Origin of the sequence: Chryseobacterium koreense CCUG 49689 (genome assembly GCF_001045435.1) — a bacterium.
Taxonomy (GTDB): Bacteria; Bacteroidota; Bacteroidia; order Flavobacteriales; family Weeksellaceae; genus Kaistella; species Kaistella koreensis.
Window position 1 is genome coordinate 44,899 of record NZ_LFNG01000007.1, and the last position, 22,856, is coordinate 67,754.

The window sequence follows — 22,856 nt, forward strand, 5'->3', positions numbered from 1 at the left end:
ATTTGTTTGAAGTTTAAAGTTTGAGGGTTACGAAAATAGTCAATTTCCTGCAAAATCAGTTTGCGTTTTGATATATTCAATGAATTCATCAGGATTTTCCGGGGAAAGCATATAGACTTTTCCGGATTTCATTTTGATTTGTACTTTTTTTCTGCGATTCGTTACGTACCAAACATCGTTTCCATTAAAATAACCGAAATTCCCGAAAAGACCACCCACCCCGAAAGTCCGGAACACCAATTTAATTTTTTCAACCCTGCTGATCTCGGCAACATCCGAAAATTTTATCGGAAAATTCACGAAACTGTTTCTCACCAAGATTTCACGGGTGTTTACACTGATTTTCGGAATTAATAAATAGGAAGTAAGCAGTGCTGCCAAAACAATTGTGCCAGGAAAAAACATAAATTTTTCTCCATCCCGAATCGAGATGATGGATAAGATCAAAACACCAATGCATATTCCACCAAAAACAAGTGTTGAAATCAACATGACACGATCCATTTTTGCTGTTGGGAATTCTTTCATTAAAAAAAGTGTTAAGGTTTTTGAATACCGAAGTCAAATTTAATCATTTCGGAAAGAATAGTTTCACTTCCTATAGAGAAAATTTAGGGATTATGTTGGTATTCAGCTGGAAACATACATTGGCTTTCTTCTGCTTTAAATATTTTGTTTAACTTTATGTTCCAAAATAAAGTACTATAAAATCAACTCTATCCTTAATTTTCATGTTATTCGCCACCGTTTTATTTGCACAAGAAACCCTGTTCTCGCCTTATGAAGGCTGGATGGCAAATCCCGGAACCGTCACCATCGCGCAGCCAAATTCCATTATTTACTACACGATGGACGGAACTGTACCTAATCTATCATCACCTTCCGCAGGAAACAGTGTAAATATTTCTATTTCGACGAAAACGACCTTTAAGGCATTTTATGTTCAAAACGGCACTCCTTCACCAGTGGAAACCATGACTTATTACGTTGGAGCCTATTTCCGCCCAAAACTTTTCTTCAAACCTCCCACAACATGGTCTTCGTCCTGTGCTCATATGCAAATTATCGAACCAAGAACGATTGTGGATTTTTTCAAACCGGGCCCGGTCATGAACGATGCATGTGAAGGTTGGAAGCAGTATCCTGCTAATTTCGCAGTGGGATCCATTACCTTTAACAATTGTCTGATGTATCCACCAAATGTGCAGTATGCCCCGAATTTCATAGTGAGTGATCATTTCTTCTACGATTTTTCAAACGGAGTGATTAGCGATCCTCCTGCCTGCTTAATGTCAACTATTGAAAATCAAGGAAAAGCAGCCGTAATCAAGATTTTTCCAAATCCTGTAACGGAAATCCTAAATTTTGAAAGTGTGTTGACATTTAATTCCTACGAAATTTTGGATGCTTCGGGGAAAATCTTAACCCAAAACATGCTAAGCCAAAAGCAAATCAATGTCTCCAAACTTCCAAAAGGAGTGTATTTCCTGAAATTGTTTTCTGACCAGAAGAAAAATGAGCACTTTATTAGGTTCATTAAAAAATAAAAAAAGCGGCTTGATCATGAGCCGCCTTTCTATTTTTGAATTAGTCTAGTCTTTCGAAGCGAAAATCCCATTCAGCAAAGAAGTAATCAGCGAAAGTGCGATGCTGAAAATAAACGCCCACCAAAATCCGTCGATATGCATTCCGGAAACGAATTTCGCCGCGAGCAAAATAATCACCGCATTGATTACCAATGCAAAAAATCCCAGTGTGATGATCGTCAAAGGTAAGCCGAGAATGGAAAGAATCGGTTTGACAATCAGGTTTAAAACCGCCAAAACAATCGCGAATACTACTGCTGTGGAAAACCCGTCAAAATGAATTCCCGATAAGAGATGCGTTAGTGCATAAGCCACCACGGCAGTAATCAGAAGTCTAATAATCAAATTCATAATTTATTTTTTTGTAAAAGAGGATTCATTGATTTTTATAAAAGTCATGGTTTTCCCGATCCATTTGAATTTCCAGTATCCACGAACTTTCAGCAGTCCCGTCTTCGTGATCCTTGCCGATGAATCCCAATATCTTCCAGAGGTCGCATCGTAGATTTTACCGTTTTCCCAACTTTGGCTGCCGGGTTTGTATTTTAAACCTTCCAGAATTTCCATGCCGATAATTTTTCTGTGTCTCAGTTTAGGATTCGGATTGTCTGTATCTTTTCTTTCATGCATCGGTATTCCGCTACCCAATCTGTCGTCAAACCACACCACTTTTGCTCGAAAATTTTGATTGACTTTAAAAACTTCCACCGCCACAGAGCGGTCTTCCGCAATCCACTTCCCAAGTACGTCATCTTCAGAATATTGCGCAGAAATAGCGATAGAGCACAGAAGTAAAAATAAAAGCCAGTTCTTTTTCATCACCTTATTTTCCCTTCAATTTCTTTGCCAATTGAGGTCAATAAATCTGTACTTTTACTTTAAAGAGCACCAAAAGAAAGGTCATTTGCAACAGAAATTTCAACAATAACGGAATTCTACCACTTTTCCGAATTTCTTTTCCGGCTGATCATGGCATCCACAGAATATTTGCCCGGACCAAAAGCAAAAAGAAGCAGGAAAATAGAAAGATACAGCAGACTCATTTCCCTCTTATTGAAAGGATCCGACGAGTGAATTACAAATCCTGCCACTACCATGGTAAAGGCCAAGAAGAAGAGCGCAATTCTGGAAAAAAGCCCTAGAATAAGGAAAATGGAGCACACAAATTCCGCAAAAACCGCACAGAAAAGAGAAGCTTTCTCACCGATTCCCATAAAATTGTAAAACTGGATTTCTTCACCGGAAAGTAATTGCTGAAGCTTCGGGTAACCATGAGAAAGCATGGCGAAACCAACAAAAATCCTAACCAAAAGCAAAACAAGATCTACGATGTAAACATTGCTTTTAACAGAAGTGAAATAGCTCATTTTTAAAATTTTCAGCCAAAAATAACAAAAATCCCAATAATAATCACGTTTTTCGCCAGAAGTTTTTATCGATAACCGAAGTTTTTTAGATCCCTTTCATTTTTTCGCCAATCTTTTTTCACTTTCACAAAAATATTAAGGTGAATTTTTTTATTGAAAAACTTTTCCAAATCAATCCTGGCCTCGGTTCCCACCTTCTTGATCGCCTCACCTTTGTGCCCAATGATGATTCCTTTCTGGGTGTCTCTTTCCACATAAATGATCGAGTCAATGAAGATAATTCCTTCTTTTTCCTTGAACTGTTCGGTAACCACTTCCACAGAATAGGGAATTTCCTTTTCGTAGTTCAAAAGAATTTTTTCTCGGATGGCCTCATTCACAAAAAACCTTTCGGATTTATCTGTAAACTGATCTTTGTCGTAATATGGCGGGTTTTCCGGAAGGAGCGATTTCAGTTTTGGCAAAATCACATCGGTGTTAAAGCCTTTTAACGCAGAAATCGGGAGAATTTCAGCTTTGGGGATTCTCTCGTGCCACAATTCCATGGTTTTCTCCAGTTCCGCCTGGTTGGACGCGTCTATTTTATTGACTAAAATCAAAACCGGGACCGGAATTTTATTCAGCTTTTCCACCAGAAATTCAAAAGGTTCCGTTTTGTCTAAAATGTCCACGATGAAAAGGAAAACATCGGCATCCTGCAGTGAATCCTTCACAAAATCCATCATCTTTTCCTGCAACCCATATTTAGGGTCCAAAACTCCCGGGGTGTCGCTGAAAACGATCTGCAGATCATCCTCATTATAAATTCCAAATATCCGGTGACGCGTGGTTTGCGCCTTTTGGGTGACAATGGCCAATTTTTCGCCCATCAACTGATTGAGCAATGTGGATTTTCCCGCATTCGGTTTCCCCACTATATTTACAAATCCTGCTTTATGATTGTTCAAAACTCAAAGTTTAAAATTCAAAGTTTTGCAAAGGTAGGGATTTTGGATTTAGACCGGGCAAAGTCTGATATTTTCTTCGTTTTATGGAATGAAAGGATGTGTCACACCGAAATCCGATTTAATTCGAATGTGCTTCGAAAACAGTCCGTTTTACAATAGTGTTGAGAAAAGGTAATGCTATCTCTTGAAAACTACAGGTAAGATTTCATTCTCTAACAAACCAAATTTTTTGATTTCTTCTTTAGAAAACTTCTTTGAATAAAAGTTGATATCCACGTCAAAACCAGCGTCTTTCAATCGATCAAAATAATCCATCCCGTACCATCGGACATGGTCGTATTGGCCGAAATGTTTTTGCCTTTCCTTGGGATCCTTGATGGTGAAATCTTCATAGGATTTTTCCAAATCGTTCTTCATCGGAACCTGGAAAATTCCCCAACCTCCCTTTTTCATCACGCGGAATAGTTCGCTCATCGCTTTGCGGTCGTCTTCAATATGTTCCAGCACGTGGTTGCAAAAAATCACATCAAAAGATTCATCTTCAAAAGGCAGATCCAAAATATCGGCTTTCACGTCCACAATTGGTGAAAATAAATCCGCAGATGTGTAATCCAGATGATCCATTTTTTTGAATATCCGCAAAAACTCCTGTTCTGGCGCGATGTGCAAGACTTTGTATTTTTTGCTAAAGAAATCGGTCTCCTTCTGAAGATAAAGCCACATCTGTCGATGACGCTCCAAACTCAAAGTTCCTGGAGAAAGCGCATTATCACGCTGTTTTCCATAACCATAGGGTAGAAATTTGCGGTAAGATTTGCCATCTATGGGATCCACAAAATTACTTCCTTTGAAAAATTGATAAATCAGCGGGCGAAGCAAAATGCTGAGATTAATGAGCATTGGCCTCGGAATTTTGTTGAGAAAGAAATTGGCGAGTTTTTTCATTAAAAATCCATCGTAAATGGCGCCTCCTCATCACTCACAATTCCCAATGCCTCATAAATATATTTGAAAGTGGAAAGCAGTACAGGTTTCCCATTGATGATGCACACATCATGCTCGAAATGCGCGGAAGGCGAGTTGTCCTTAGAAGTGACGGTCCAACCGTCATTGTGAAAAACAACTTCGTGGGTGCCTAAATTAATCATGGGTTCAATTGCAAGCACTATTCCGTCTTTCAGGACTTTTCCGCTTCCTTTTCTTCCATAATTGGGAACTTGGGGATCTTCATGCATTTTTCTACCCAAACCATGTCCCACCAATTCGCGAACCACGCCATAACCGTAACTTTCACAATAAGTTTGGATCGCATTCGAAATATCTCCTACCCGTTTTCCACGAACACATTGCTCAATTCCTTTGTAAAGAGACTCTTTGGTGACTTTCAAGAGTTTTTTGATTTCCGGAGCCACTTCTCCCACTTCAAATGAGTATGCATGATCGCCATAAAAGCCGTTCATGTAAACGCCGCAATCCACGGACAAGATATCACCTTCCTTCAACGGTTTATCATTTGGAATGCCGTGCACCACTTGCTCGTTCGGAGAAATGCAAAAACTTTTCGGGAAATCATACAGACCCAAAAAACCTGGAACACCGCCATGGTCGCGGATAAATTCATCACCAATTTTGTCCAAATAATTGGTGGTGACTCCTGGTTTTATTTCCTTGGCAAGAATGCCCAATGTTTTGGACACGAGCTGTGCGCTTTCACGCATTAGACGAAGTTCGTCCAGTGTTTTAAGTATAATCATTTGCTGATTTGAAATATGTCATTTGAGATTTGAGGCATCAATTTTTAGCTAGTATTCTGTGACACGCCTCAAACGCCCAATTATCTGCTTACCAAAAAAGTCCTTTTTTTCTTTCTTTTTTCATTTTGGAATAAGGCAAAACCTCGTTTCCCTCCACCCGGAACTCTATTTTTTCATTGATGATGTTGTAGATTTCTCCCCAACCAGGGAAACCGCCAAGATTTCGATCGTCAATGAAAAGGTCGGCGTCGATTTTTCGGGAAGCCTCATTAGAATCAAAAATCTCTCCTTCGAAACTTGAGTTAACCGCATAGAATTCCACCCCTTTTTTTCGGCAGAACTCCACCGCTTCGTCTAAAGTTTTCCCGTGGCGATAAGTCCAGAGAATCAACCTGTAACCTTCTGATTGTAGCTTCTTTAGCGTTTCAAACGCAAAAGTCTTTGGCTTTCCAATTCCTGGATAAGCATCATCCACAATGGTTCCATCAAAGTCAATGGCTAGTTTTTTTGTGCTTTTCATTAAAAAAAATTTTGGCTTTGCAAAGATAATAAATTTAAAGAGCGGGTGAAAAATCCAGCCGCTCTTAGAAAATATAGTTTGATATAATTTGGTCCTATGATTTCACCCACTTGAACTGATATTGCAAATCCGGTGTCGCGAGCCGATCCGTAATTCGCTGCAATCTTGCCGGAAGTTTCATCAGGTATTCCTGCGCTTTCTGCGCCTGCTCGTTTAATCCGTTGATATGTTCGATTTTCCAGTCTTTTAAGAGTTCGCTTAGAATATTGATATAATCTTGGCCGGTATATACCATCGCTCTTTGAGCTGCATCGGAAAAATGGGACCAAAGCTCACCTGCTTTTTGTCCGGATTCGCGCATGAGGTGTGCAGGCATCACTATTTTTTTCTTCATCATATCTTCAAAAGCGAGCATCATCTCGGAAGGATCCAGTTCAAAAATTCTGGTTACGAAATGTTTGTAGGCTTTTGCGTGTCTTGCCTCATCTGCTGCGATCACTCCGCACATTTTAGCGAGTTTGTTGTTGCCGCTCTGTTTGGCGAGAGTCCCAACTCTTCGGTGGGAAATATTGGTCGCGGTCTCCTGAAAACTGGTATAAACGAAATTTCTGTAGGGATCCATAGAAGTTCCCAAATCAAATCCATCTTGAATCAGATATTGAGTGGTAATCTCAATTTCGCGCATGTTTACTCTTCCGCAGAGGTAGAGGTATTTGTTTAGCAAGTCGCCGTGACGGTTTTCTTCGGCGGTCCAACTTCTCACCCATTGCGACCAACCGGTTCTGTTTTCCTGGTCCACGCCGTCTATCCCCATAATCCAAGATTCGTAACTTGGCAAAGCCTCTTCCGTAATGCAGTCTCCAATCAAGGTCACAAATAAATCGTAACCCATTTCCCGTGCATAGGTCTGAAGTTCCTCAACATCATATCTAAAGTTCTCACTGGAAGGATCCGGAAGAAAATCGGTGGGTTGCCAAATTTTTTCTACCGGTGTTAAATATGAGGAAATGAAGTCACCTACTTCTTTACCTAGATTTCGCATCACTTCAGTCCTCACTAATTTGTTATACATTTTTTCTTATGATTTTCGGCAAAGATAAATTAAAAAAAAATTATTTATGGCATAATTTCGTATGTCAATAAAAAAACCGGAGCATAAACCCCGGTCGGAATTAGAAACTATTTGTTTATTATCGATTTCGATTCACAGATCTTTATTATATGCGCCTGTTTTTTTTTGACCGTTTAGTATGTTGCGAATATCGTTCCCTTCGATTTTTTCAACTCACCAAAATATCGCCGGTCATTACTTCTGGAACCGGAATTCCCATTACTTTCAAAATTGATGGTGCCACGTCGCCCAATTTTCCCGGTTTCAGATTCCAGGTTCGATCCTTATCCATCACAATCAAAGGAACCAGGTTTGTTGAGTGCTGCGTGTTCGGTGTTCCGTCCGGATTGATCATCACATCAGAATTTCCGTGGTCTGCAAGGATGAAGACGGCGTAACCATGTTCATAGGCGGCAGTTGCCACTTTTTGTATGCATTCATCGACCGTTTCTGCAGCCTTCACTGCCGCAGAAAAAACTCCGGTGTGTCCCACCATATCGGCATTTGCAAAGTTTAGACAAATGAAGTCTGCAGTTTCGTTTTTGATTTCCGGAACTATCTTTTCGGTAATGTCATAAGCGGACATTTCCGGCTTGAAATCATAAGTCGGTACGTCTTTCGGACTTGGGCAAAGGATTCTTTTTTCGCCATTAAAAGGTTCTTCTCTCCCACCGGAAAAGAAAAAAGTCACATGCGGATACTTTTCTGTTTCTGCGACACGGATTTGGGTTTTGCCATTTTTTTCTAATATTTCGCCCATCGTTTCCTGCAAAACTTCCTCATCAAAAACCACTTTCACATCTTTGAAATCTTTGTCATAATTGGTCAATGTGACATAATAAAGATTCAAATGTTTCATTCCGTAATCCGGAAAATCTTGCTGAGAAAGGACCTGTGTAATTTCCCGTCCCCTGTCAGTTCTGAAATTAAAACAGAACACCACATCGCCATCTGCAATCTGGGCAACCGGAAGTTTGTTGGTGTTTGTACCGGTGCAGACAATGGGTTTCAAGAATTCGTCAGTAATTCCTTCATCATAATATTTTTGAATGGCGTGAACCGGTTCCATGGTTTCCTGTCCGATTCCGTGCACCATTGCATCATAAGCCAATCTCACCCTTTCCCATCTTTTGTCGCGATCCATGGCGTAATATCTTCCAACCACTGTGGCCAACTTTCCGGTCGTGGATTTCATATGGTTAATTATTTGTTCAATAAATCGTTTCCCGGAGTGTGGATCGCAATCGCGCCCATCTGTAAATGCATGCACGAAAACGTTTTTGTTCAAACCGTATTCATGTGCTGCCGTCAAAAGCCCTTTTAAATGATTGATATGGGAATGAACTCCACCATCTGAAACCAATCCGATGAAGTGAACTTTTTTATTGTTTTCCAGTGCATATTGGAATGCTTCCGTGATGACATTTTCCTTGCCTAAAGTTGCATTTTCAACGGCCATATTGAGTTTTACCAGATTCTGATAAACCACTCTTCCTGCTCCCAAATTCATATGCCCCACTTCGGAATTCCCCATTTGTCCGTCCGGCAATCCAACCGCAATTCCACTAGCTTCAAGCGTGGTGTGCGGAAATTTTTCATAACAAGAATCGATAAACGGTGTGTTTGCTTGCGCGATGGCTGAAACTTTTGGATCTTTTCCCAATCCCCATCCGTCGAGTATGGCTAAAATGGCTCTTTTTGACATTTTGATTTTTTTTATTAGACAACAAATTTAGTGATTTACGCTGGTTTTTGCCACTTAATTTGGGTTAATGATTTTTTAAGGAATACTAAAGTTTTTTAAAGTTTTAGACAGGTGATCGCTTCAATGCTATTTTTGAAGAAAAAAAAAAGAAAAATCGCCGGAACATGGAAAAGAAATCACCGCATATCCTCAATGCCTCATCTAATTTGCTGGGTTTTTGTTTACTCATCATCACCTCTTTGAAAATATCAAAAATCAGTGGCTCCACTTATGTGGATGACATTGCGGCTGTGGCGAGCCTATCACTTGTGGTGAGCTGTTTCCTGTCATTTTTAGCCATCAGGACGGAAAATGATGTTTTGGAAAAAAAATATGAAAAATATGGTGACTATCTCTTTCTGTTTGCGCTTGTCTGCATTTCCTGCACGGTCATTTTCGTAAGTTTGAATTTGATCAAATAGATTTGTATTTTTAGGAAAAATTTGAAATGAAGAAAAAACTGGTAGTATTATCTGGAGCCGGAATTTCTGCGGAGAGCGGTGTAAAAACTTTTCGTGATGCTGACGGACTTTGGGAAAACCACAGGATTGAAGATGTAGCCAGTCCCGAAGGTTTTCAGCGTAATCCAAAACTTGTCTTCGATTTCTATAATGAAAGACGCCGGCAACTTAAGAGCGTTTTTCCGAATAGGGCGCATGAAATTTTGGCGGAATTGGAAGAGTATTTTGATGTAGAAATCATTACCCAAAACGTGGATGATCTGCATGAAAGAGCCGGCTCTACAAAGGTGACCCATCTGCACGGTGAGCTGAAAAAAGCAAGACCGGTAAACGCTGACAAAAAAGAAATTCCTTGGGAAGACGACCTGAATTTGGGAGATTTAAATCACGAAGGAATCCAACTTCGACCGCATATTGTTTGGTTTGGCGAGATGGTTCCGAATATGGACAAGGCATTATCTATCGTGGAAAAAGCAGACTTTTTTTTGGTGATTGGCACTTCTCTTCAGGTTTATCCGGCGGCAAGTCTGATTCATTACGTCCCAAAAACTTGTGATGTTTTTGCGATTGATCCAAATCTGGAAAATAATTTCGTGAGGGAGGAAAACTTTCTCAAAACTTCTGCCATTGCGGGAATGCAAAGATTAAAGGAAATTCTCACGAGTAAAGCCCAATAAATGATTTTTTTTAGAAGAACAGGCAGGATGTGGATTTGAAAACATTTCATTCCTAGAGGTCACAACAAATCCGGTTCGTATTAACCGGATTTTTAATTTTCCATCATTTGTGTTTTGTTTTGTCTTGCAAAATTAGCAAACATTAAAGCAAAATAAAAGGGTGAAATCACCCATTTTTTACAACAAATTATGTTTGATGGCGTAGAGTACAATTCCAACTCTACTCTTCACGTGCAGCTTCACAAACACCGAATCACGATAACCATCTATCGTTCTTGGACTTACACACATTTGGTCTGCAATTTCTTTATAGGTCATTTCTGAACAGGCAAGCTTTATGAATTCTAATTCCTTATCCTTCACATCCTGCAACAGATCTGTTAATTCTTTGTCTTCAATTCTGATTTTCAATAAAGTTTCCGAAACGATATCTGTATAGAATATCCCTTTCTCATGCACAATATTGATTGCGCTGAACAGCGTTTCGGGTGACATGTCTTTTAAAAGATAGCCTTTTGCCCCTGCTCTCAACATTTTAATTATGGTGTTTTCATTGTCCTCCATTGCGAGCGCAATTACTTTCAGGTGTGGGAATTCTTCGGAGAGAATACAGGTAGTTTCAATCCCGTTCTTGATAGGCATATTTACGTCCATCAAAGCTACATCGGGCAATTCATCGCTAGACCTTAAATACTGTAAAAACTCTTCACCATTAAAACTTGTATTGATTACTTCAAAATTGGAATTAAAAGAAATCATGTTCTCCAGTGCTTTGGACACCAACTTATGATCATCTACAATAGCGATTTTTATCTTGTCCATCTGTTATTTATTATAGATCAGTGTAACTTTCGTGCCTATATTTTCCAAAGAATTTATTTTGAGATCGGCGCGAATTAATTTTGCGCGATTCTCCATATTATTCATCCCAGTTCCACGAACGATTTCCTTCGTAATCATTCCTTTACCTTTATCTTCCACGATAATCCTGATCAGGTCTGACTCATTTTCAATTGCAATTCTCAGGACATTTGATTTGGAGTGCTTGATCACATTGGTGATGCTTTCCTGCACAATGCGAAACAGAATTAATGCGTGATCCGAATCAATTTCAAAGTTAGCATTATTTATTTGATAATCAACCTCTAGTAGATCCAGTCTTTTTATTCGTCGGATTTCCCTTTCAATAGAATCTACTAAGCCAAAATGTTCAATCTGGCCAGTGATAAAAACTTTTGAAAGATTTCTGATATCCTGAATACATTCGCCTACAAGCATGTTTATTTCCTTTGCAATTTGGACATTTTCCTTGCAGCCCGTCAAAGTGATTTTGCTGGTCATCAATCTGGCCACCGACAATTTTTGGCCCAAATCATCATGGAGCTCTTGCCCAATATAATTCAGGGTCTGCTCCTTGATTTCAATTTGGGAAACAGCTAACTCCTGTTCGAAGAGCGCATCTTTCTTTTGTTGCTGCAAAAGTAACTGGGATTTTTTCTTGATAAAAACACCATAAATCATCACCATCATCAAAACCGTGAAGAGGATGATGAAGGTAGTTGATATGATAAGAAAATCGTTTGCAGAGAGATTCATTTTTTAAGCCCGAATTTTGCGCTTGCAAAAAAGATTCCGGTGATCAAGATAGAATATCCAATAACATTCACCAAAAAAAGGATGATGAAAAACATATTGGCATTCATCATTTTATGTGAGGTGTTGCTCATGATCAGTAATGGCATTACCCCCAAATAAATTTCCATCAAGCCTACACAAATCCAAATTGGGTAGTATCCACTCAAATTTAGGATGATATCCGAATTGAAGGTCTGCGAAATCACCAGATAAATACTGCCGCTAAGCAACACCACCTGAATAAAATAGCTGAAGAAAGGAAAATGAGTGAAGAAACTCTCTATAAAAATTGCGGACAAAACATATTCCAAAAGAAACAATCCGATAAAGATTGAACTTATTACCCTAAGGGTCTTCACTTCCAGAATACTGTGGAAATAGATGAAAAACAACAGGAATACGCCTAGATTTGTCCCAATTACATACACAGTGACCGTGTTACTGACATGGAAAAACCACCAACCTACACTGATCATAATTTCGATAAAAGTACCCAGTCCTATTGCCAATATGAAATAAATGATTTTCTTGCCTAATTTTTTCCTGTAAATGATTAACAAAATGAATGTCAATAACATTAGGCATGTGATCACCAGTGACGCAATTTCTCGATTCCAATTCATATATAGATCAATTTTAATTACATAAAGGTGGACAAATATGGCCGTAGTTCATATTTGGAATTTCGCCGGTAGCGTCTGCACCAAATGAATCGCGCCCGATTTCATCTGGAATGGCAGAATCTGCAGAAGGGCGATCCAAATCCACTGGCGAAAAGAAAATGGTTTGGTATCCCCTATATCTCGGGTCAAAGTTGGGCGAAACATAATCTTCGGGATATTTTCCCATGGAGACTCTAATTCCTTTATTTTTCACTCCCCGCTTTTCCATTTCCGCTTCGATAAGCAAAATATATTCCTTCAAGACATCTAATTCGTAAGTATATTCTTTTGAATCTGGTTGCCCCGCTGGTCGCTTACTATTAATTTCCGCGTAATTACTTTGTTCATAATGATTCGCCAAAACCTTGCTCGATTCTGCACTGATCAGATGCTTGTCTAAATTGCTCATGTTAATTTTTTTTTAACAAATATAATTTTTAAAATGATACAAACATCAGGTGAAAACACCCAAAAGTAATATCTTTGTAGAAATAACCACTTTGCCGGACATTTTCACTTAATTTGGATGGGATACATCCGCATTTCGTTCGAGCTCAGAAAGAACCCTATCCTCCTTCATATGGAAAACACTAAAGAAATAGAACAAAATTATCAACACCTCGTGGAGTCTTTACCGCAAAACGTGGAACTCGTTGCGGTTTCCAAAACACATCCGGTGGAAATGATCCGCGCGGTTTATGATTTGGGGCAAAAAGTTTTTGCCGAAAACAAAGTGCAGGAAATCGTCGAAAAATATCCCCTACTCCCAAAGGACATCCGGTGGGATTTGATTGGGCATCTTCAAAGGAATAAGGTAAAACATATTATAGACTTTATAGGCACCATTCAAAGCGTAGATTCGGAAAAACTACTGATGGAAATTGACAGACAGGCCAAAAATTGCAACCGAAAGGTAAACGTGCTGCTTCAAATCAAAATTGCGGAAGAAGAATCCAAATACGGACTTGAACTTTATGAAGCCAAAGAAATTTTTGAAGACTGGCTTAATGGAAAATTTCCAAATATTGAAATTACAGGATTGATGGGAATGGCTACCTTCACCGAAAACGAAACCCAAATCAGAAAAGAGTTTACGTACCTGAAACAAATCTTTGACCAGCTATCGCTAAAGAAGAAGCTCACAACTTTATCCATGGGAATGAGCGGCGATTATCAGCTCGCCATAGAATGCGGCGCAACTTCTGTAAGGATAGGTTCGGCAATATTTGGTCACAGAGCCTACAATTTATAATGAAATTTAGGTATAATTATTGATACATGCTTTGCGATTAATATTCCACCATTTACTAATTCTATAAAATCTATTTGATGCAAAAAATTTTGATTGTCGAAGATGAAAAAGCCATTTCGGGAGTTCTTGTCAGTATTCTTTCAGACGAACTCTCCAACTACGAATTCATTGTCGCCGAAGATGGTTTGGAGGCTTATAAACTCTTGGAAAAAGAAGATTTCGCATTGGTAATTTCAGATATTAAGATGCCGAAACTTTCCGGCGCCGAACTCTTGAAACAGGCACTTCAGCTAAAACCGGACACTACTTTCGTGATGATTTCAGGACACGCAGACATCGACACTGCGGTGGATTGCCTTAAAAATGGAGCTTATGACTTTATCTCTAAACCGATCGATATCAACCGTTTGATTACCAGTGTGAGAAACGCGTTAGACAAAGGTAGTCTTCAGAAAACCAATCAGCATTTAAAAAGTGAGAATACGACTTTAAAAAAGAAAGTCAACAAAAAATACCAAATGATCGGCGAGTCGGCAGCTCTGAAAAAAATTCAGGAAATGATCGAAAAAGTAGCACCATCTGATGCCAGAGTTTTGATTACCGGTCCAAACGGAGCAGGCAAAGAATTGGTGGCACACGCCATCCATGCGCAAAGCGACCGCAGCAAAGGTCCGATGATTGAAGTCAACTGCGCCGCAATTCCTTCAGAACTAATTGAATCCGAATTATTTGGACACGTGAAAGGAAGTTTTACCGGTGCGATCAAAGATAAACAGGGAAAATTTGAATTGGCCAATAACGGCACCATTTTTCTGGATGAAATCGGCGACATGTCACTGATTGCCCAAGCAAAAGTTCTCCGCGCACTTCAGGAAAGCAAGGTTTCACCAGTTGGAAGTGACAAAGAAATTAAGGTAGATGTTCGTGTCTTGGCAGCAACAAACAAGGATATGGCGAAAGAAATCCAAGCTGGAAAATTCCGCGAAGACCTTTACCACAGGCTTTCTGTGATTGAAATTTACGTTCCGCCACTGGATGAACGAAAAGAAGACATTAAAATGCTGATCGACCATTTCGCGAAAACCATTGCCGACGAACATGGAACAGCGCCAAAACAGTTTGACGACAAAGCAGTAAAAGCGCTTGAAGATTTTAGCTGGACCGGAAATATCCGCGAACTTAGAAATGTGGTGGAGCGGTTGGTCATCTTGGGCGCAAATCCGGTAACTGCGGAAGATGTTGCAAGTTTCGTGAGAAAATAATTATCATTAAAATCAATAAACTAGGAAAAGTTTGCAGTATTTTTGCTGCAAATTTTTTTATTTGAATTCATGGCATTTCTAAACGCTCAATACACCAAATCCTGTTTAAAATTGGCACTTCCGGTAATGCTCACGCAAGTCGGGCAAGTTTCTGTCAACCTGTTCGATAATATCATCGTGGGGAAATTACTTGGTGCGCAGGCTTTAGCATCTGTTTCATTGGGAAACGCTGTGTTCTTCTCAATTTTCGTGTTTGCTTTGGGATTTTCCTTTGCGATTCCACCTTTGGTTTCTGAAGCACATTCGCAGCAAAAGCATGAAACCATCAATGCTGTATTCCGTCATGGTTTTGTCATCAATCTTGGAATAGGATTATTGCTGATGCTGGTTCTTTATATGGCTCTTCCTCTGCTTTACCACATGGATCAGCCAAAAGAAATAATACCCGATACCATTGGTTTTTTGGGAATCATGACCTTGAGTATTCTTCCGTTCATGGTTTTTCAGACCTTTCGTGAAGTTTCAGAAGGCCTTTCCTACACCATTGGTGTTACAAAAGCTACAATCATCGCCAATGTGATCAACGTGGTCTTAAATTACGTGTTCATCAAGGGAATGTTTGGGATTGATCCCATGGGTGTTCGCGGCTCCGCTTTGGCAAGTTTGATCGCTAGAATTGTCATGATGGTTTTCCTGTATTTTGTATTGCTAAAGGAAGCAAAGACCAGAAGATATCTAAAAGATTTTTCGCTTAAAATCTCTGAGTTCTCAAAATCGATGTTTGACAAAATGTTGAAACTTGGTTTTCCCACTGCTCTGCAAATGTTTTTCGAAGTCACCGCTTTTGCCGGAGCTGCATTTATTTGCGGACTGGTTTCGTCTCGCGACATTGCATCTCACCAGATTGCGCTTTCCATGGCGTCTTTCACCTTTAACCTCTGCATCGGTTTCAGTGTGGCATCCACGGTGATGATCGGCCGAAAACTTGGCGAGCAAAATTATGTGGGACTTAAGGAAGTAGGAATCAATAATCTGAAAATTGTACTGATATTTATGCTGTTTTGCGGTGCTTTGTTCATTTTCGGGCGACATATTTTGCCTACTTTCTTCACCAAAAAAGAAGATGTTGACGTGATCGTCTTGGCATCAAAACTATTGATCATTGCGGCTCTCTTTCAGCTTTCAGATGGAATCCAGGTGGTCACTTTGGGCAGCCTCCGTGGAATCCAAGACGTGAAAATCCCTTCTATCATCACCTTTGTCGCATATTGGCTGATATCGATTCCTTTAGGTTATTTTCTGACCGTACCTTTGAAAATGGGGGCTTTCGGGATGTGGATTGCACTTGGATTGGGATTGACGGTTTCGGCCATTTTGCTAGTTAACCGATTCCTGAAACTTTCTCAAAAGAAAATTGAAATTGCAGACCGGATTTAAATACATTAGAATTGAAGCTGGTCAATCTTTAAAAAAAAGATTTAAGCATTGCTAAAGTGCGAACTGCACTATAAAATTCCTTTCCTGAAGATTAATTGACAAAGTAGTAGAAAGTTCTCTTTAGCCAATCATATAGCCCTCAGATTGCTTTTAGGAGCATGCCTACTTTTATTATAACTAAAAATCCCTGAAAGAAAACTTTCAGGGATTTATTAAATTAAAATTTCTAATCTAAGCTTCCGGTTCCGGATGATCCAAATGGAACTGCTCCGGATAAAGTGCTTTCAATCTCTCAATTTCTGCCGCTTCATCTTCGGCATCGTGCTCGTGGCGTTTCACATATTTTCTTCTGGCGTTGATTTTTCGTTTCGAAACAATGTAGAACATTACTGGAACAATAATCAAGGTGAGGAAAGTAGCGAATGAAAGACCAAAAATAATCGTCCATGCGAGTGGTCCCCAAAACGCTACGTTGTCACCGCCAAGCGAAAAATGCGGATTGAGCTCGGTCAGGAACGATGCCACATCGAAATTCAGTCCGATCGCCAATGGAATCAGTCCTAAAATCGCAGTGGTCGCAGTGAGAAGAACCGGTCTCAAACGTTCTTTTCCGGATTGCACGATGATTTCTTTCACTTCTTCAAGTTCCAGATCGTCATGGGTTTCCACACCTTTCTCGTGAACTTTTTCATCAAGTTTCAAGACGAAGAAGTCCATCAACACGATTCCGTTTTTCACTACCACACCCGCAAGTGAGATAATTCCCATCATGGTCATCAAGATTACGAAATCCATTCCGAAAATCGACAATCCTAGAAAAACTCCAGCAAAACTCAGCAAAATAGTGGTCATGATAATCAGCGTTTTCGAAAGCGAGTTGAACTGGAACACGATAATCGAAGTCACCAATGCCATCGCCAAAAACAACGCGAACAGTAGAAAGTTCATGTTTTTTCCCTGCTCTTCCTGTTCACCACCGAACCGGTAGGTAATATCTTGCGGAGTCTGGTAATTCTTCAGTGAGGTCTGAATTTTCTGTACGATTTCGTTGGCATTATATCCTTTTAAGACTCCGGAATAAATCATGATGGTTCTGGTATTGTCTTTCCTTTTAATCTTGTTAAAGGTATTTTCTTCTTTGGTTTTCGCAAAAGTAGAAATCGGCACCTGAACCACTCCATGAGGACCCGTCAACACGATTGGCTGACTGAAAAGAAGATTAAGGTTTCTTCTTTGATCCTCCTGCATTCTTACCGCGATGTCATAATCTTCTTTCAAGTCTTTGAAAGTTGAAATATTTTGACCAAAAAGAGCCCTCCTGATGGAAATTCCGGTATAAGCTGTGGAGATACCGAGGTTTCCTGCAGTTTCACGGTCGATGTCGATGATCATTTCAGGGCTTTCCTTGTTGATATCTGATTGTAACTTTTCAATTCCAGAAATCCCCTGTTCATTGATAAACTTGATCATTTTTTTGGATTCACCCAGAAGTTCGTCATAATCATCACCTTTCAGTTCAATCGAAATCGGGAATCCTACTGGAGGACCGTTCGCATCTTTTTCCACGGTATAGATAAATCCAGGAATGTTTGGAATCGCCTTCCGGATTTGCTCCATTACATCTGCGGTGTTCACCCCTCTTCTTTTTGCAAATTCCACATAAGTCACCACAATCTTTGATTTAAAAGGCGTATCTGCTTGTGAACCGGCATCTACTTGCGGATTGATCGCTCCTTTTCCTACAGTGGTCACCATGGATTCCACCAGATAATTCTTACCCGTATTCTCGTCTTTATATTGATTTAAGACATTCAGAATCTTTCCTTCTACCTGTTTTGTGGCGTGATTTGTTTTTCCGATATCCGTTCCTTGCGGATATTCCATATAAACTATGGTTTGTCTTGGAATATTTTCCGGAAAGAACAAGACTTTCGAGCGACCGATTCCCATCATCGCTCCATAAAGCAGAAAAGAGAAAATCAGTATTCCCACCACCAGGAAGAACGCATTTCTTGGTTTTTTGCCGACCAAAAGTTTTTCGATAAACTTCTGATATTTCTCTGCCAGTCTCGGGAAAAAGGTGAATTGAAAATGTTCGATTTTATCGTGGAAGAAACCTTTGTATAACCAAATCGCCAGAATTCCCAGCACCGAAACGGTCACAACTCCCAAAAAGTATTTTATTCCCGTAACCAGTCTTAATATTCCAAAAACAACGATCAAAATCCCGAAGATCATCGTGTATTTTTTCGCCTGTTTACTGGTAATGTTCCTATTTTCCAAACTCATGGATCCGGCCGTCATGGAAGCATTGATGACCAATGCCACAAAAAGTGAAGCCATCAAAGTGACCGAAATGGTAATTGGGAAATACTTCATAAACTGTCCCATAATTCCAGGCCACAATAGCATTGGAAGAAAGGCAAAAACCGTTGTCAAAGTAGAGGTAATTACCGGGAAGGCAATTTCACCGATCCCAAATTTCGAGGCCAATCTTCTCGGAAGTCCCTTCTCCATATTGGCGTAGACATTGTCCACCACCACGATTCCATCATCCACCAACATTCCGAGTCCCATTACCATTGCAAAAAGCACCATCGTATTTAATGTGATTCCCGCATTTTGAAGGATTGCGAACGCGATCAACATGGATAATGGAATGGCAGTACCTACAAAGAGGGCGTTTTTCATTCCCATCGAAAAACTCAAAACTCCCATTACCAAAAGAATCCCGATCAAAATGTGGTTTGCCAATTCATTTACCTGGTGTTCCACCGCCGAAGATTGGTCGGAAGTAAGCGTGATTTCCACATCTTTTGGGAGATAGGTTTCCTTCGCTTTTTCAATTTTCTCTTTCGCTTGGTCAATCGCAGAAATCATGTTGGTTCCCGCCCTTTTTTTCAGGTTGATCATCACCACATCTTTTCCGGATTCCCTGGCGTAAGTTGTTTTTTCTTTTTCCTGGAAACTTACTTTCGCGATATCCCTGATTCTCACTCCGGGTTTCACCATAAACGACTCAATATCCGAAGGTTTTGAGATCTGCCCTTTGATACGGACATTTTCCCGGTTACCGACGGTAATCAGGTTTCCTCCGGAAATGGTGATATTTTCATTCTTAATGGCGTTAATGACCTGGTCAAAGCTCACGCCGGCCGCATTCATTTTAAAAATATCTACCGCTATTTCCACTTCATTATTATCAACACCTAGAATCGTGGCTTCCTTCACTTCAGGGATATTTTCAAGATCATCTTTAATCAATCTCGCAAATTGCCTTAAATTGTATTTTGGGTAATCTCCTTTCACATTGATGTTCAGAATCGGGAACTCCTCAGAAATATTCAGGTCGAAAACGCTCGGTTCCACTTTAGACCCATTATCCAGATTCGGCCATTCCTGGTCGCCTTTAGCTTCGTCGGTTTTGTCCTTGATTCTTTGTTTTGCTTCTGCAATCTTTACTTTTGGATCAAATTCCACGGTGATCAAACTGTAATCCTGAAAAGAGTTGGAAGTTACCTTCGTAATTCCCGAAACGTTTTTGTACTTGTCTTCCAGTTTCTTGGTGATCATTTTTTCCACATCTTCCGCAGAATTCCCGGGATAGATTGAAGAAATGTAAATATTGTTTTGAACCACCTCCGGAAAACTTTCGCGCGGCATGGAAAAAAACGAATAAATTCCCAGAATCACGATGATAAAAGTCAATACATAAACCGTAGTTCTGTTATCTACCGCCCAACTCGAAATAAACGATTCCTTATGATGGTGTGTATTTTCGCTCATAATTTTGCTTTAATTCAAATTAATGTTTAATGATTATTGGGCAAGTTTAACTTTTTGGCCGTTGGTCAGGTTTTTGGAACCGTCTGTGATGAGTTGGTCTCCCCCATTTAATCCGCTGGTTACTTCAACCATATTCGATGATTTTTCACCCAGATTCACATAAACTTTTTTTGCCACCGCATTATTACCGTTAATGTTGGTCGCCACGAAAACATAACTTTTGTAGGCAGCGTCGTCATAAACATAATTTTGAGGAATCTGGATGGCGCTCGGATTTACATAAGATTCAATGCTTACTTGCGCTAAAAGATTCGGTTTCACGATTCCGCCGTAACTTGAAACAGGAATCTCGATTTTGAAAGTTCTGGTTGCAGGATCAATGTAGTTTCCTACCAATCTGATTTTAGAAGTGATCTTCTGGTTAATGGTCGGCAAGAAAACCTTCACCGGCGTTCCCACTCTGATTTTTGCCAAATAATTTTCCGGAACATTCGCTTCAATCCTCATCATACCGAGTGAAATCAACTTCACGATATTTGATCCCGGAGAAACAACCTGTCCGTTTTGAGTCACCACTTCATCAATCACACCGCTGAAAGGTGCAACAATTGCCGTTTTCGCGAGGTTTGCTTTGATGGCATCCGCCGCTTTTTGAGTGGCAGAAACTTGATTCTGTGCCGCCGCAATCTGGCTTTGAATAGCTTCATAATTGGTCTTTGCCTGCAAATATTGGAACTCTGAACCGATTTTTTGCTTCCAAAGGGCTTCTTGTTTTTCGTAAGCTATTTTTGCCAAATTGGCGTTCGCTTTGATTTGTTGCAGCTGCGCATTTGCCGCCGAAACCTGGATTAATGCCTGTTTGTGTTGGTCGTTCAAACCACCGTCTGCAACTCTACCAATCACTTGACCTTTGCTCACGTTTTGTCCTTTTTTCACGTACAGACTCAGCAATCCCGAAAAGTTTGGCTGCACCATGACATCCTGATCAGTGGTCACACTTCCTTGGATATCAAAATGCTGCACGAAATTCGTCAGTTCCAATTTTTGAAGAGAAACTACTCCATTCGCAGTTGGCGTGGCACCCAATGATGTAAGTTTGGTATCAATGTTTGCCATCACTTGATTGATACTATCGAGTTTGAATTTTTGTCTTTCCTTGTATTTTTGAAGACCTTCCACATCTTTGTTTTTAATCAATGCTTCAAGTTTGGCATCCTTCACGGTGGTTTCCTTTTTACAGGCTACAAAAGTGGAAAGTACTACTATTGGGAGTAAGAATTTTTTCATAATGTTTATTTTTTGTATCAGTTTTTTGATTATAATTTTCCTAGAGCCTCGTCAAGTTTTGTTTTGGCTTGAATCAGATTTAAGGCAGATTGGTAGTACTGCGCTTGCGAATTATACAGCTGTGTCTCTGCCTGCTGCAGATCGAAACTAGAGCCCATTCCTTCTTTGAACTTAATTTGCTGCTTATTGTAGATGCTGGAAGAAAGCGCGATTAACTCCTGCGCATTTTTGTAAGAATTATAAGCGTTGTCATAATCCACAGAAGCTGAATAGGCTTTGTTTTTCAATGTTTTTTCCATGTCTTCCAAATCCAACTGGGATTTTTTCAAGTCAAGTTTGGCTTGCTCCGTCTGCCAATGGCGCTGAAGTCCACTAAAAATAGGGACGTCAAGCTGCAATCCCAAAATCGTGGAATTGAACCATCTGTTGTTGGTTTCAAAAATTTTGAACTGATTACTCCCGGTGTTATAGGCGGTATTCGCAAATCCGGAAAGACTTGGCAACGCGTAGGATTTCTGCAATTTGAGTTTCAACTCATTAATTTTCAGCTGATTTTGTTTTAAGCGATAATCCACATGATTATTCAAGTCCAATTGATTATTAAGATCAACCAGTCCTTCATTTTTCTGAATTAATTCATCCAGGGACGAACTCAGCGAAATATTTTGATCCAGCGGATATCCCATCAAATATTTCAATGCCATTACCAATTTTTCTCGGTCCCGCTTCAAATTTTGTTGATTGGCTAAAAGACTTTTGTAGCTGTATTCCTGCTGTTCCACGTTTTGAAACTCGACAAGACCTAATTTGTAGGTTTCTCTAGTATCATTCAGTGCTTTTTCCGCAACTTTTCTGTTTTCTTCAAGAGTTTTCAAGTTTTCATCTACCACCAAAACCGCAGTGTAAGACATCAAAATTCCTTCTTTTATTGAAATCTGCGTCTTTTCTTCCGCTAAAGCCATCGTTTCTTTATATGCTTTTGAAGATTGCAATCCAACCAAATAGGAACCGTTGAAAATCAATTGCGTCAAAGTCAAACCCGCATTGGCATTGTGTTTCAATCCCATGGGAAACTCTGTCACCGTTCCCGGAGCAGCCTCACTACCCGGAAACTGACTCGCATCGATGAGCGTCACCGGAATTTTGAGGTAATAATTATATTTTGCCTGACCACTAATTTGGGGTAAACCAATTCCAATAGTTTCCTTTACCTTTTGGTCCGCAATCGTTCGGTCAATTTTTGCCTTTTGCACCGAAACATTATGGTCAATTGCATATTGCCAAGATTCGTCAATGGTAAAAGACTGCTGTCCGAAAGCCAGCGACGAAATTGCCGTGACTGCGAAGAATTGAATAACTTTCTTCATT

General features: G+C 39.9%; 23 protein-coding genes. 6 read left to right on the plus strand and 17 right to left on the minus strand.

Annotated elements, in window-relative coordinates:
- Nucleotides 1-39: 39 nt before the first annotated feature.
- Nucleotides 40-528, minus strand: a complete 489-nt coding sequence (locus tag ACM44_RS06535; protein WP_048499227.1) for a PH domain-containing protein — start codon at nt 526-528, stop codon at nt 40-42.
- 203 nt (nt 529-731) lie between these two features.
- On the opposite strand from ACM44_RS06535, the gene ACM44_RS06540 reads away from it, so the two are divergent.
- Entirely contained in the window at nt 732-1,547 is an 816-nt protein-coding gene (locus ACM44_RS06540) for a T9SS type A sorting domain-containing protein (RefSeq protein WP_048499228.1), read from the plus strand.
- Between the two features lie 45 nt (nt 1,548-1,592).
- Here ACM44_RS06540 and ACM44_RS06545 read toward each other — a convergent pair whose 3' ends face one another.
- The 9 genes from ACM44_RS06545 to gpmI form a co-directional block, all read right to left on the minus strand.
- Nucleotides 1,593-1,937 (minus strand): phage holin family protein, encoded by a 345-nt coding sequence (locus ACM44_RS06545; protein WP_048499229.1) that lies wholly within the window; start codon nt 1,935-1,937, stop codon nt 1,593-1,595.
- Between the two features lie 3 nt (nt 1,938-1,940).
- Complete coding sequence (locus ACM44_RS06550) at nt 1,941-2,405, minus strand: DUF2147 domain-containing protein (protein ID WP_048499230.1); 465 nt, start codon at nt 2,403-2,405, stop codon at nt 1,941-1,943.
- 116 nt (nt 2,406-2,521) lie between these two features.
- Nucleotides 2,522-2,953: a DoxX family protein gene (locus ACM44_RS06555; protein WP_048499231.1), complete on the minus strand. Its 432-nt coding sequence runs from the start codon at nt 2,951-2,953 to the stop codon at nt 2,522-2,524.
- 65 nt (nt 2,954-3,018) lie between these two features.
- Nucleotides 3,019-3,900, minus strand: coding sequence for a GTPase Era (gene era, locus ACM44_RS06560; RefSeq protein WP_048499232.1), 882 nt, complete (start codon nt 3,898-3,900; stop codon nt 3,019-3,021).
- A 177-nt stretch (nt 3,901-4,077) separates the two neighbouring features.
- Complete coding sequence (locus ACM44_RS06565; protein ID WP_048499233.1) at nt 4,078-4,845, minus strand: class I SAM-dependent methyltransferase; 768 nt, start codon at nt 4,843-4,845, stop codon at nt 4,078-4,080.
- On the minus strand, nt 4,845-5,654 hold the full coding sequence (map, locus tag ACM44_RS06570; protein WP_048499234.1) for a type I methionyl aminopeptidase: 810 nt from the start codon (nt 5,652-5,654) through the stop codon (nt 4,845-4,847). The genes ACM44_RS06565 and map overlap by 1 nt, the downstream gene beginning before the upstream one ends.
- Before the next feature lie 88 nt (nt 5,655-5,742).
- A complete protein-coding gene (locus tag ACM44_RS06575) occupies nt 5,743-6,174 on the minus strand; it encodes a BT0820 family HAD-type phosphatase (RefSeq protein WP_048499235.1) in 432 nt (143 codons plus the stop codon).
- 94 nt (nt 6,175-6,268) lie between these two features.
- Entirely contained in the window at nt 6,269-7,246 is a 978-nt protein-coding gene (locus ACM44_RS06580) for an acyl-ACP desaturase (protein WP_048499236.1), read from the minus strand.
- 208 nt (nt 7,247-7,454) lie between these two features.
- Complete coding sequence (gene gpmI / locus ACM44_RS06585) at nt 7,455-8,990, minus strand: 2,3-bisphosphoglycerate-independent phosphoglycerate mutase (RefSeq protein WP_048499237.1); 1,536 nt, start codon at nt 8,988-8,990, stop codon at nt 7,455-7,457.
- A 164-nt stretch (nt 8,991-9,154) separates the two neighbouring features.
- Between gpmI and ACM44_RS06590 the strand changes: the two genes are divergently transcribed.
- Nucleotides 9,155-9,451 carry a hypothetical protein gene (locus ACM44_RS06590; RefSeq protein WP_048499238.1) on the plus strand — a complete coding sequence of 99 codons (297 nt, stop codon included), beginning with the start codon at nt 9,155-9,157 and terminating at the stop codon, nt 9,449-9,451.
- A gap of 26 nt (nt 9,452-9,477) precedes the next feature.
- Complete coding sequence (locus tag ACM44_RS06595; RefSeq protein WP_048499239.1) at nt 9,478-10,167, plus strand: SIR2 family NAD-dependent protein deacylase; 690 nt, start codon at nt 9,478-9,480, stop codon at nt 10,165-10,167.
- 177 nt (nt 10,168-10,344) lie between these two features.
- Here the strand turns inward: ACM44_RS06595 and ACM44_RS06600 are convergent, their stop codons facing one another.
- The 4 genes from ACM44_RS06600 to ACM44_RS06615 are packed head-to-tail and all read right to left on the minus strand — an operon-like array spanning nt 10,345 to nt 12,873.
- Nucleotides 10,345-10,989: a response regulator transcription factor gene (locus tag ACM44_RS06600; protein WP_048499240.1), complete on the minus strand. Its 645-nt coding sequence runs from the start codon at nt 10,987-10,989 to the stop codon at nt 10,345-10,347.
- Nucleotides 10,990-10,992: 3 nt separating this feature from the next.
- Nucleotides 10,993-11,763 (minus strand): sensor histidine kinase, encoded by a 771-nt coding sequence (locus tag ACM44_RS06605; RefSeq protein WP_048499241.1) that lies wholly within the window; start codon nt 11,761-11,763, stop codon nt 10,993-10,995.
- On the minus strand, nt 11,760-12,380 hold the full coding sequence (locus ACM44_RS06610) for a hypothetical protein (RefSeq protein ID WP_048499242.1): 621 nt from the start codon (nt 12,378-12,380) through the stop codon (nt 11,760-11,762). Before ACM44_RS06610 ends, ACM44_RS06605 begins: the two co-directional genes overlap by 4 nt.
- A gap of 58 nt (nt 12,381-12,438) precedes the next feature.
- Nucleotides 12,439-12,873, minus strand: coding sequence for a hypothetical protein (locus tag ACM44_RS06615; protein ID WP_048499243.1), 435 nt, complete (start codon nt 12,871-12,873; stop codon nt 12,439-12,441).
- A gap of 171 nt (nt 12,874-13,044) precedes the next feature.
- On the opposite strand from ACM44_RS06615, the gene ACM44_RS06620 reads away from it, so the two are divergent.
- The 3 genes from ACM44_RS06620 to ACM44_RS06630 all read left to right on the plus strand — a co-directional run bounded on the left by ACM44_RS06620 (nt 13,045) and on the right by ACM44_RS06630 (nt 16,415).
- On the plus strand, nt 13,045-13,716 hold the full coding sequence (locus tag ACM44_RS06620) for a YggS family pyridoxal phosphate-dependent enzyme (protein ID WP_048499300.1): 672 nt from the start codon (nt 13,045-13,047) through the stop codon (nt 13,714-13,716).
- 77 nt (nt 13,717-13,793) lie between these two features.
- Nucleotides 13,794-14,978 carry a sigma-54-dependent transcriptional regulator gene (locus ACM44_RS06625; protein WP_048499244.1) on the plus strand — a complete coding sequence of 395 codons (1,185 nt, stop codon included), beginning with the start codon at nt 13,794-13,796 and terminating at the stop codon, nt 14,976-14,978.
- 69 nt (nt 14,979-15,047) lie between these two features.
- Nucleotides 15,048-16,415, plus strand: coding sequence for an MATE family efflux transporter (locus ACM44_RS06630; RefSeq protein ID WP_048499245.1), 1,368 nt, complete (start codon nt 15,048-15,050; stop codon nt 16,413-16,415).
- A 231-nt stretch (nt 16,416-16,646) separates the two neighbouring features.
- Here the strand turns inward: ACM44_RS06630 and ACM44_RS06635 are convergent, their stop codons facing one another.
- The 3 genes from ACM44_RS06635 to ACM44_RS06645 are packed head-to-tail and all read right to left on the minus strand — an operon-like array spanning nt 16,647 to nt 22,855.
- Nucleotides 16,647-20,201 carry an efflux RND transporter permease subunit gene (locus ACM44_RS06635; RefSeq protein WP_048499246.1) on the minus strand — a complete coding sequence of 1,185 codons (3,555 nt, stop codon included), beginning with the start codon at nt 20,199-20,201 and terminating at the stop codon, nt 16,647-16,649.
- A gap of 33 nt (nt 20,202-20,234) precedes the next feature.
- Nucleotides 20,235-21,488, minus strand: coding sequence for an efflux RND transporter periplasmic adaptor subunit (locus ACM44_RS06640; RefSeq protein ID WP_048499247.1), 1,254 nt, complete (start codon nt 21,486-21,488; stop codon nt 20,235-20,237).
- A 29-nt stretch (nt 21,489-21,517) separates the two neighbouring features.
- Nucleotides 21,518-22,855 carry a TolC family protein gene (locus ACM44_RS06645; RefSeq protein WP_048499248.1) on the minus strand — a complete coding sequence of 446 codons (1,338 nt, stop codon included), beginning with the start codon at nt 22,853-22,855 and terminating at the stop codon, nt 21,518-21,520.
- Nucleotide 22,856: the final 1 nt, after the last annotated feature.

Bases quoted from the DNA above. Each gene is read 5' to 3' on its own strand.
- ACM44_RS06580 (WP_048499236.1), bottom strand. From the start codon at position 7,246: ATGTATAACAAATTAGTGAGGACTGAAGTGATGCGAAATCTAGGTAAA.
- ACM44_RS06620 (WP_048499300.1), top strand. From the start codon at position 13,045: ATGGAAAACACTAAAGAAATAGAACAAAATTATCAACACCTCGTGGAG.
- ACM44_RS06635 (WP_048499246.1), bottom strand. From the start codon at position 20,201: ATGAGCGAAAATACACACCATCATAAGGAATCGTTTATTTCGAGTTGG.
- ACM44_RS06535 (WP_048499227.1), bottom strand. From the start codon at position 528: ATGAAAGAATTCCCAACAGCAAAAATGGATCGTGTCATGTTGATTTCA.
- gpmI (WP_048499237.1), bottom strand. From the start codon at position 8,990: ATGTCAAAAAGAGCCATTTTAGCCATACTCGACGGATGGGGATTGGGA.
- ACM44_RS06610 (WP_048499242.1), bottom strand. From the start codon at position 12,380: ATGTTATTGACATTCATTTTGTTAATCATTTACAGGAAAAAATTAGGC.
- ACM44_RS06595 (WP_048499239.1), top strand. From the start codon at position 9,478: ATGAAGAAAAAACTGGTAGTATTATCTGGAGCCGGAATTTCTGCGGAG.
- ACM44_RS06605 (WP_048499241.1), bottom strand. From the start codon at position 11,763: ATGAATCTCTCTGCAAACGATTTTCTTATCATATCAACTACCTTCATC.
- ACM44_RS06615 (WP_048499243.1), bottom strand. From the start codon at position 12,873: ATGAGCAATTTAGACAAGCATCTGATCAGTGCAGAATCGAGCAAGGTT.
- ACM44_RS06640 (WP_048499247.1), bottom strand. From the start codon at position 21,488: ATGAAAAAATTCTTACTCCCAATAGTAGTACTTTCCACTTTTGTAGCC.
- ACM44_RS06600 (WP_048499240.1), bottom strand. From the start codon at position 10,989: ATGGACAAGATAAAAATCGCTATTGTAGATGATCATAAGTTGGTGTCC.
- ACM44_RS06565 (WP_048499233.1), bottom strand. From the start codon at position 4,845: ATGAAAAAACTCGCCAATTTCTTTCTCAACAAAATTCCGAGGCCAATG.
- ACM44_RS06575 (WP_048499235.1), bottom strand. From the start codon at position 6,174: ATGAAAAGCACAAAAAAACTAGCCATTGACTTTGATGGAACCATTGTG.
- ACM44_RS06545 (WP_048499229.1), bottom strand. From the start codon at position 1,937: ATGAATTTGATTATTAGACTTCTGATTACTGCCGTGGTGGCTTATGCA.
- ACM44_RS06630 (WP_048499245.1), top strand. From the start codon at position 15,048: ATGGCATTTCTAAACGCTCAATACACCAAATCCTGTTTAAAATTGGCA.
- map (WP_048499234.1), bottom strand. From the start codon at position 5,654: ATGATTATACTTAAAACACTGGACGAACTTCGTCTAATGCGTGAAAGC.
- ACM44_RS06645 (WP_048499248.1), bottom strand. From the start codon at position 22,855: ATGAAGAAAGTTATTCAATTCTTCGCAGTCACGGCAATTTCGTCGCTG.
- ACM44_RS06625 (WP_048499244.1), top strand. From the start codon at position 13,794: ATGCAAAAAATTTTGATTGTCGAAGATGAAAAAGCCATTTCGGGAGTT.
- ACM44_RS06590 (WP_048499238.1), top strand. From the start codon at position 9,155: ATGGAAAAGAAATCACCGCATATCCTCAATGCCTCATCTAATTTGCTG.
- ACM44_RS06555 (WP_048499231.1), bottom strand. From the start codon at position 2,953: ATGAGCTATTTCACTTCTGTTAAAAGCAATGTTTACATCGTAGATCTT.
- ACM44_RS06550 (WP_048499230.1), bottom strand. From the start codon at position 2,405: ATGAAAAAGAACTGGCTTTTATTTTTACTTCTGTGCTCTATCGCTATT.
- ACM44_RS06540 (WP_048499228.1), top strand. From the start codon at position 732: ATGTTATTCGCCACCGTTTTATTTGCACAAGAAACCCTGTTCTCGCCT.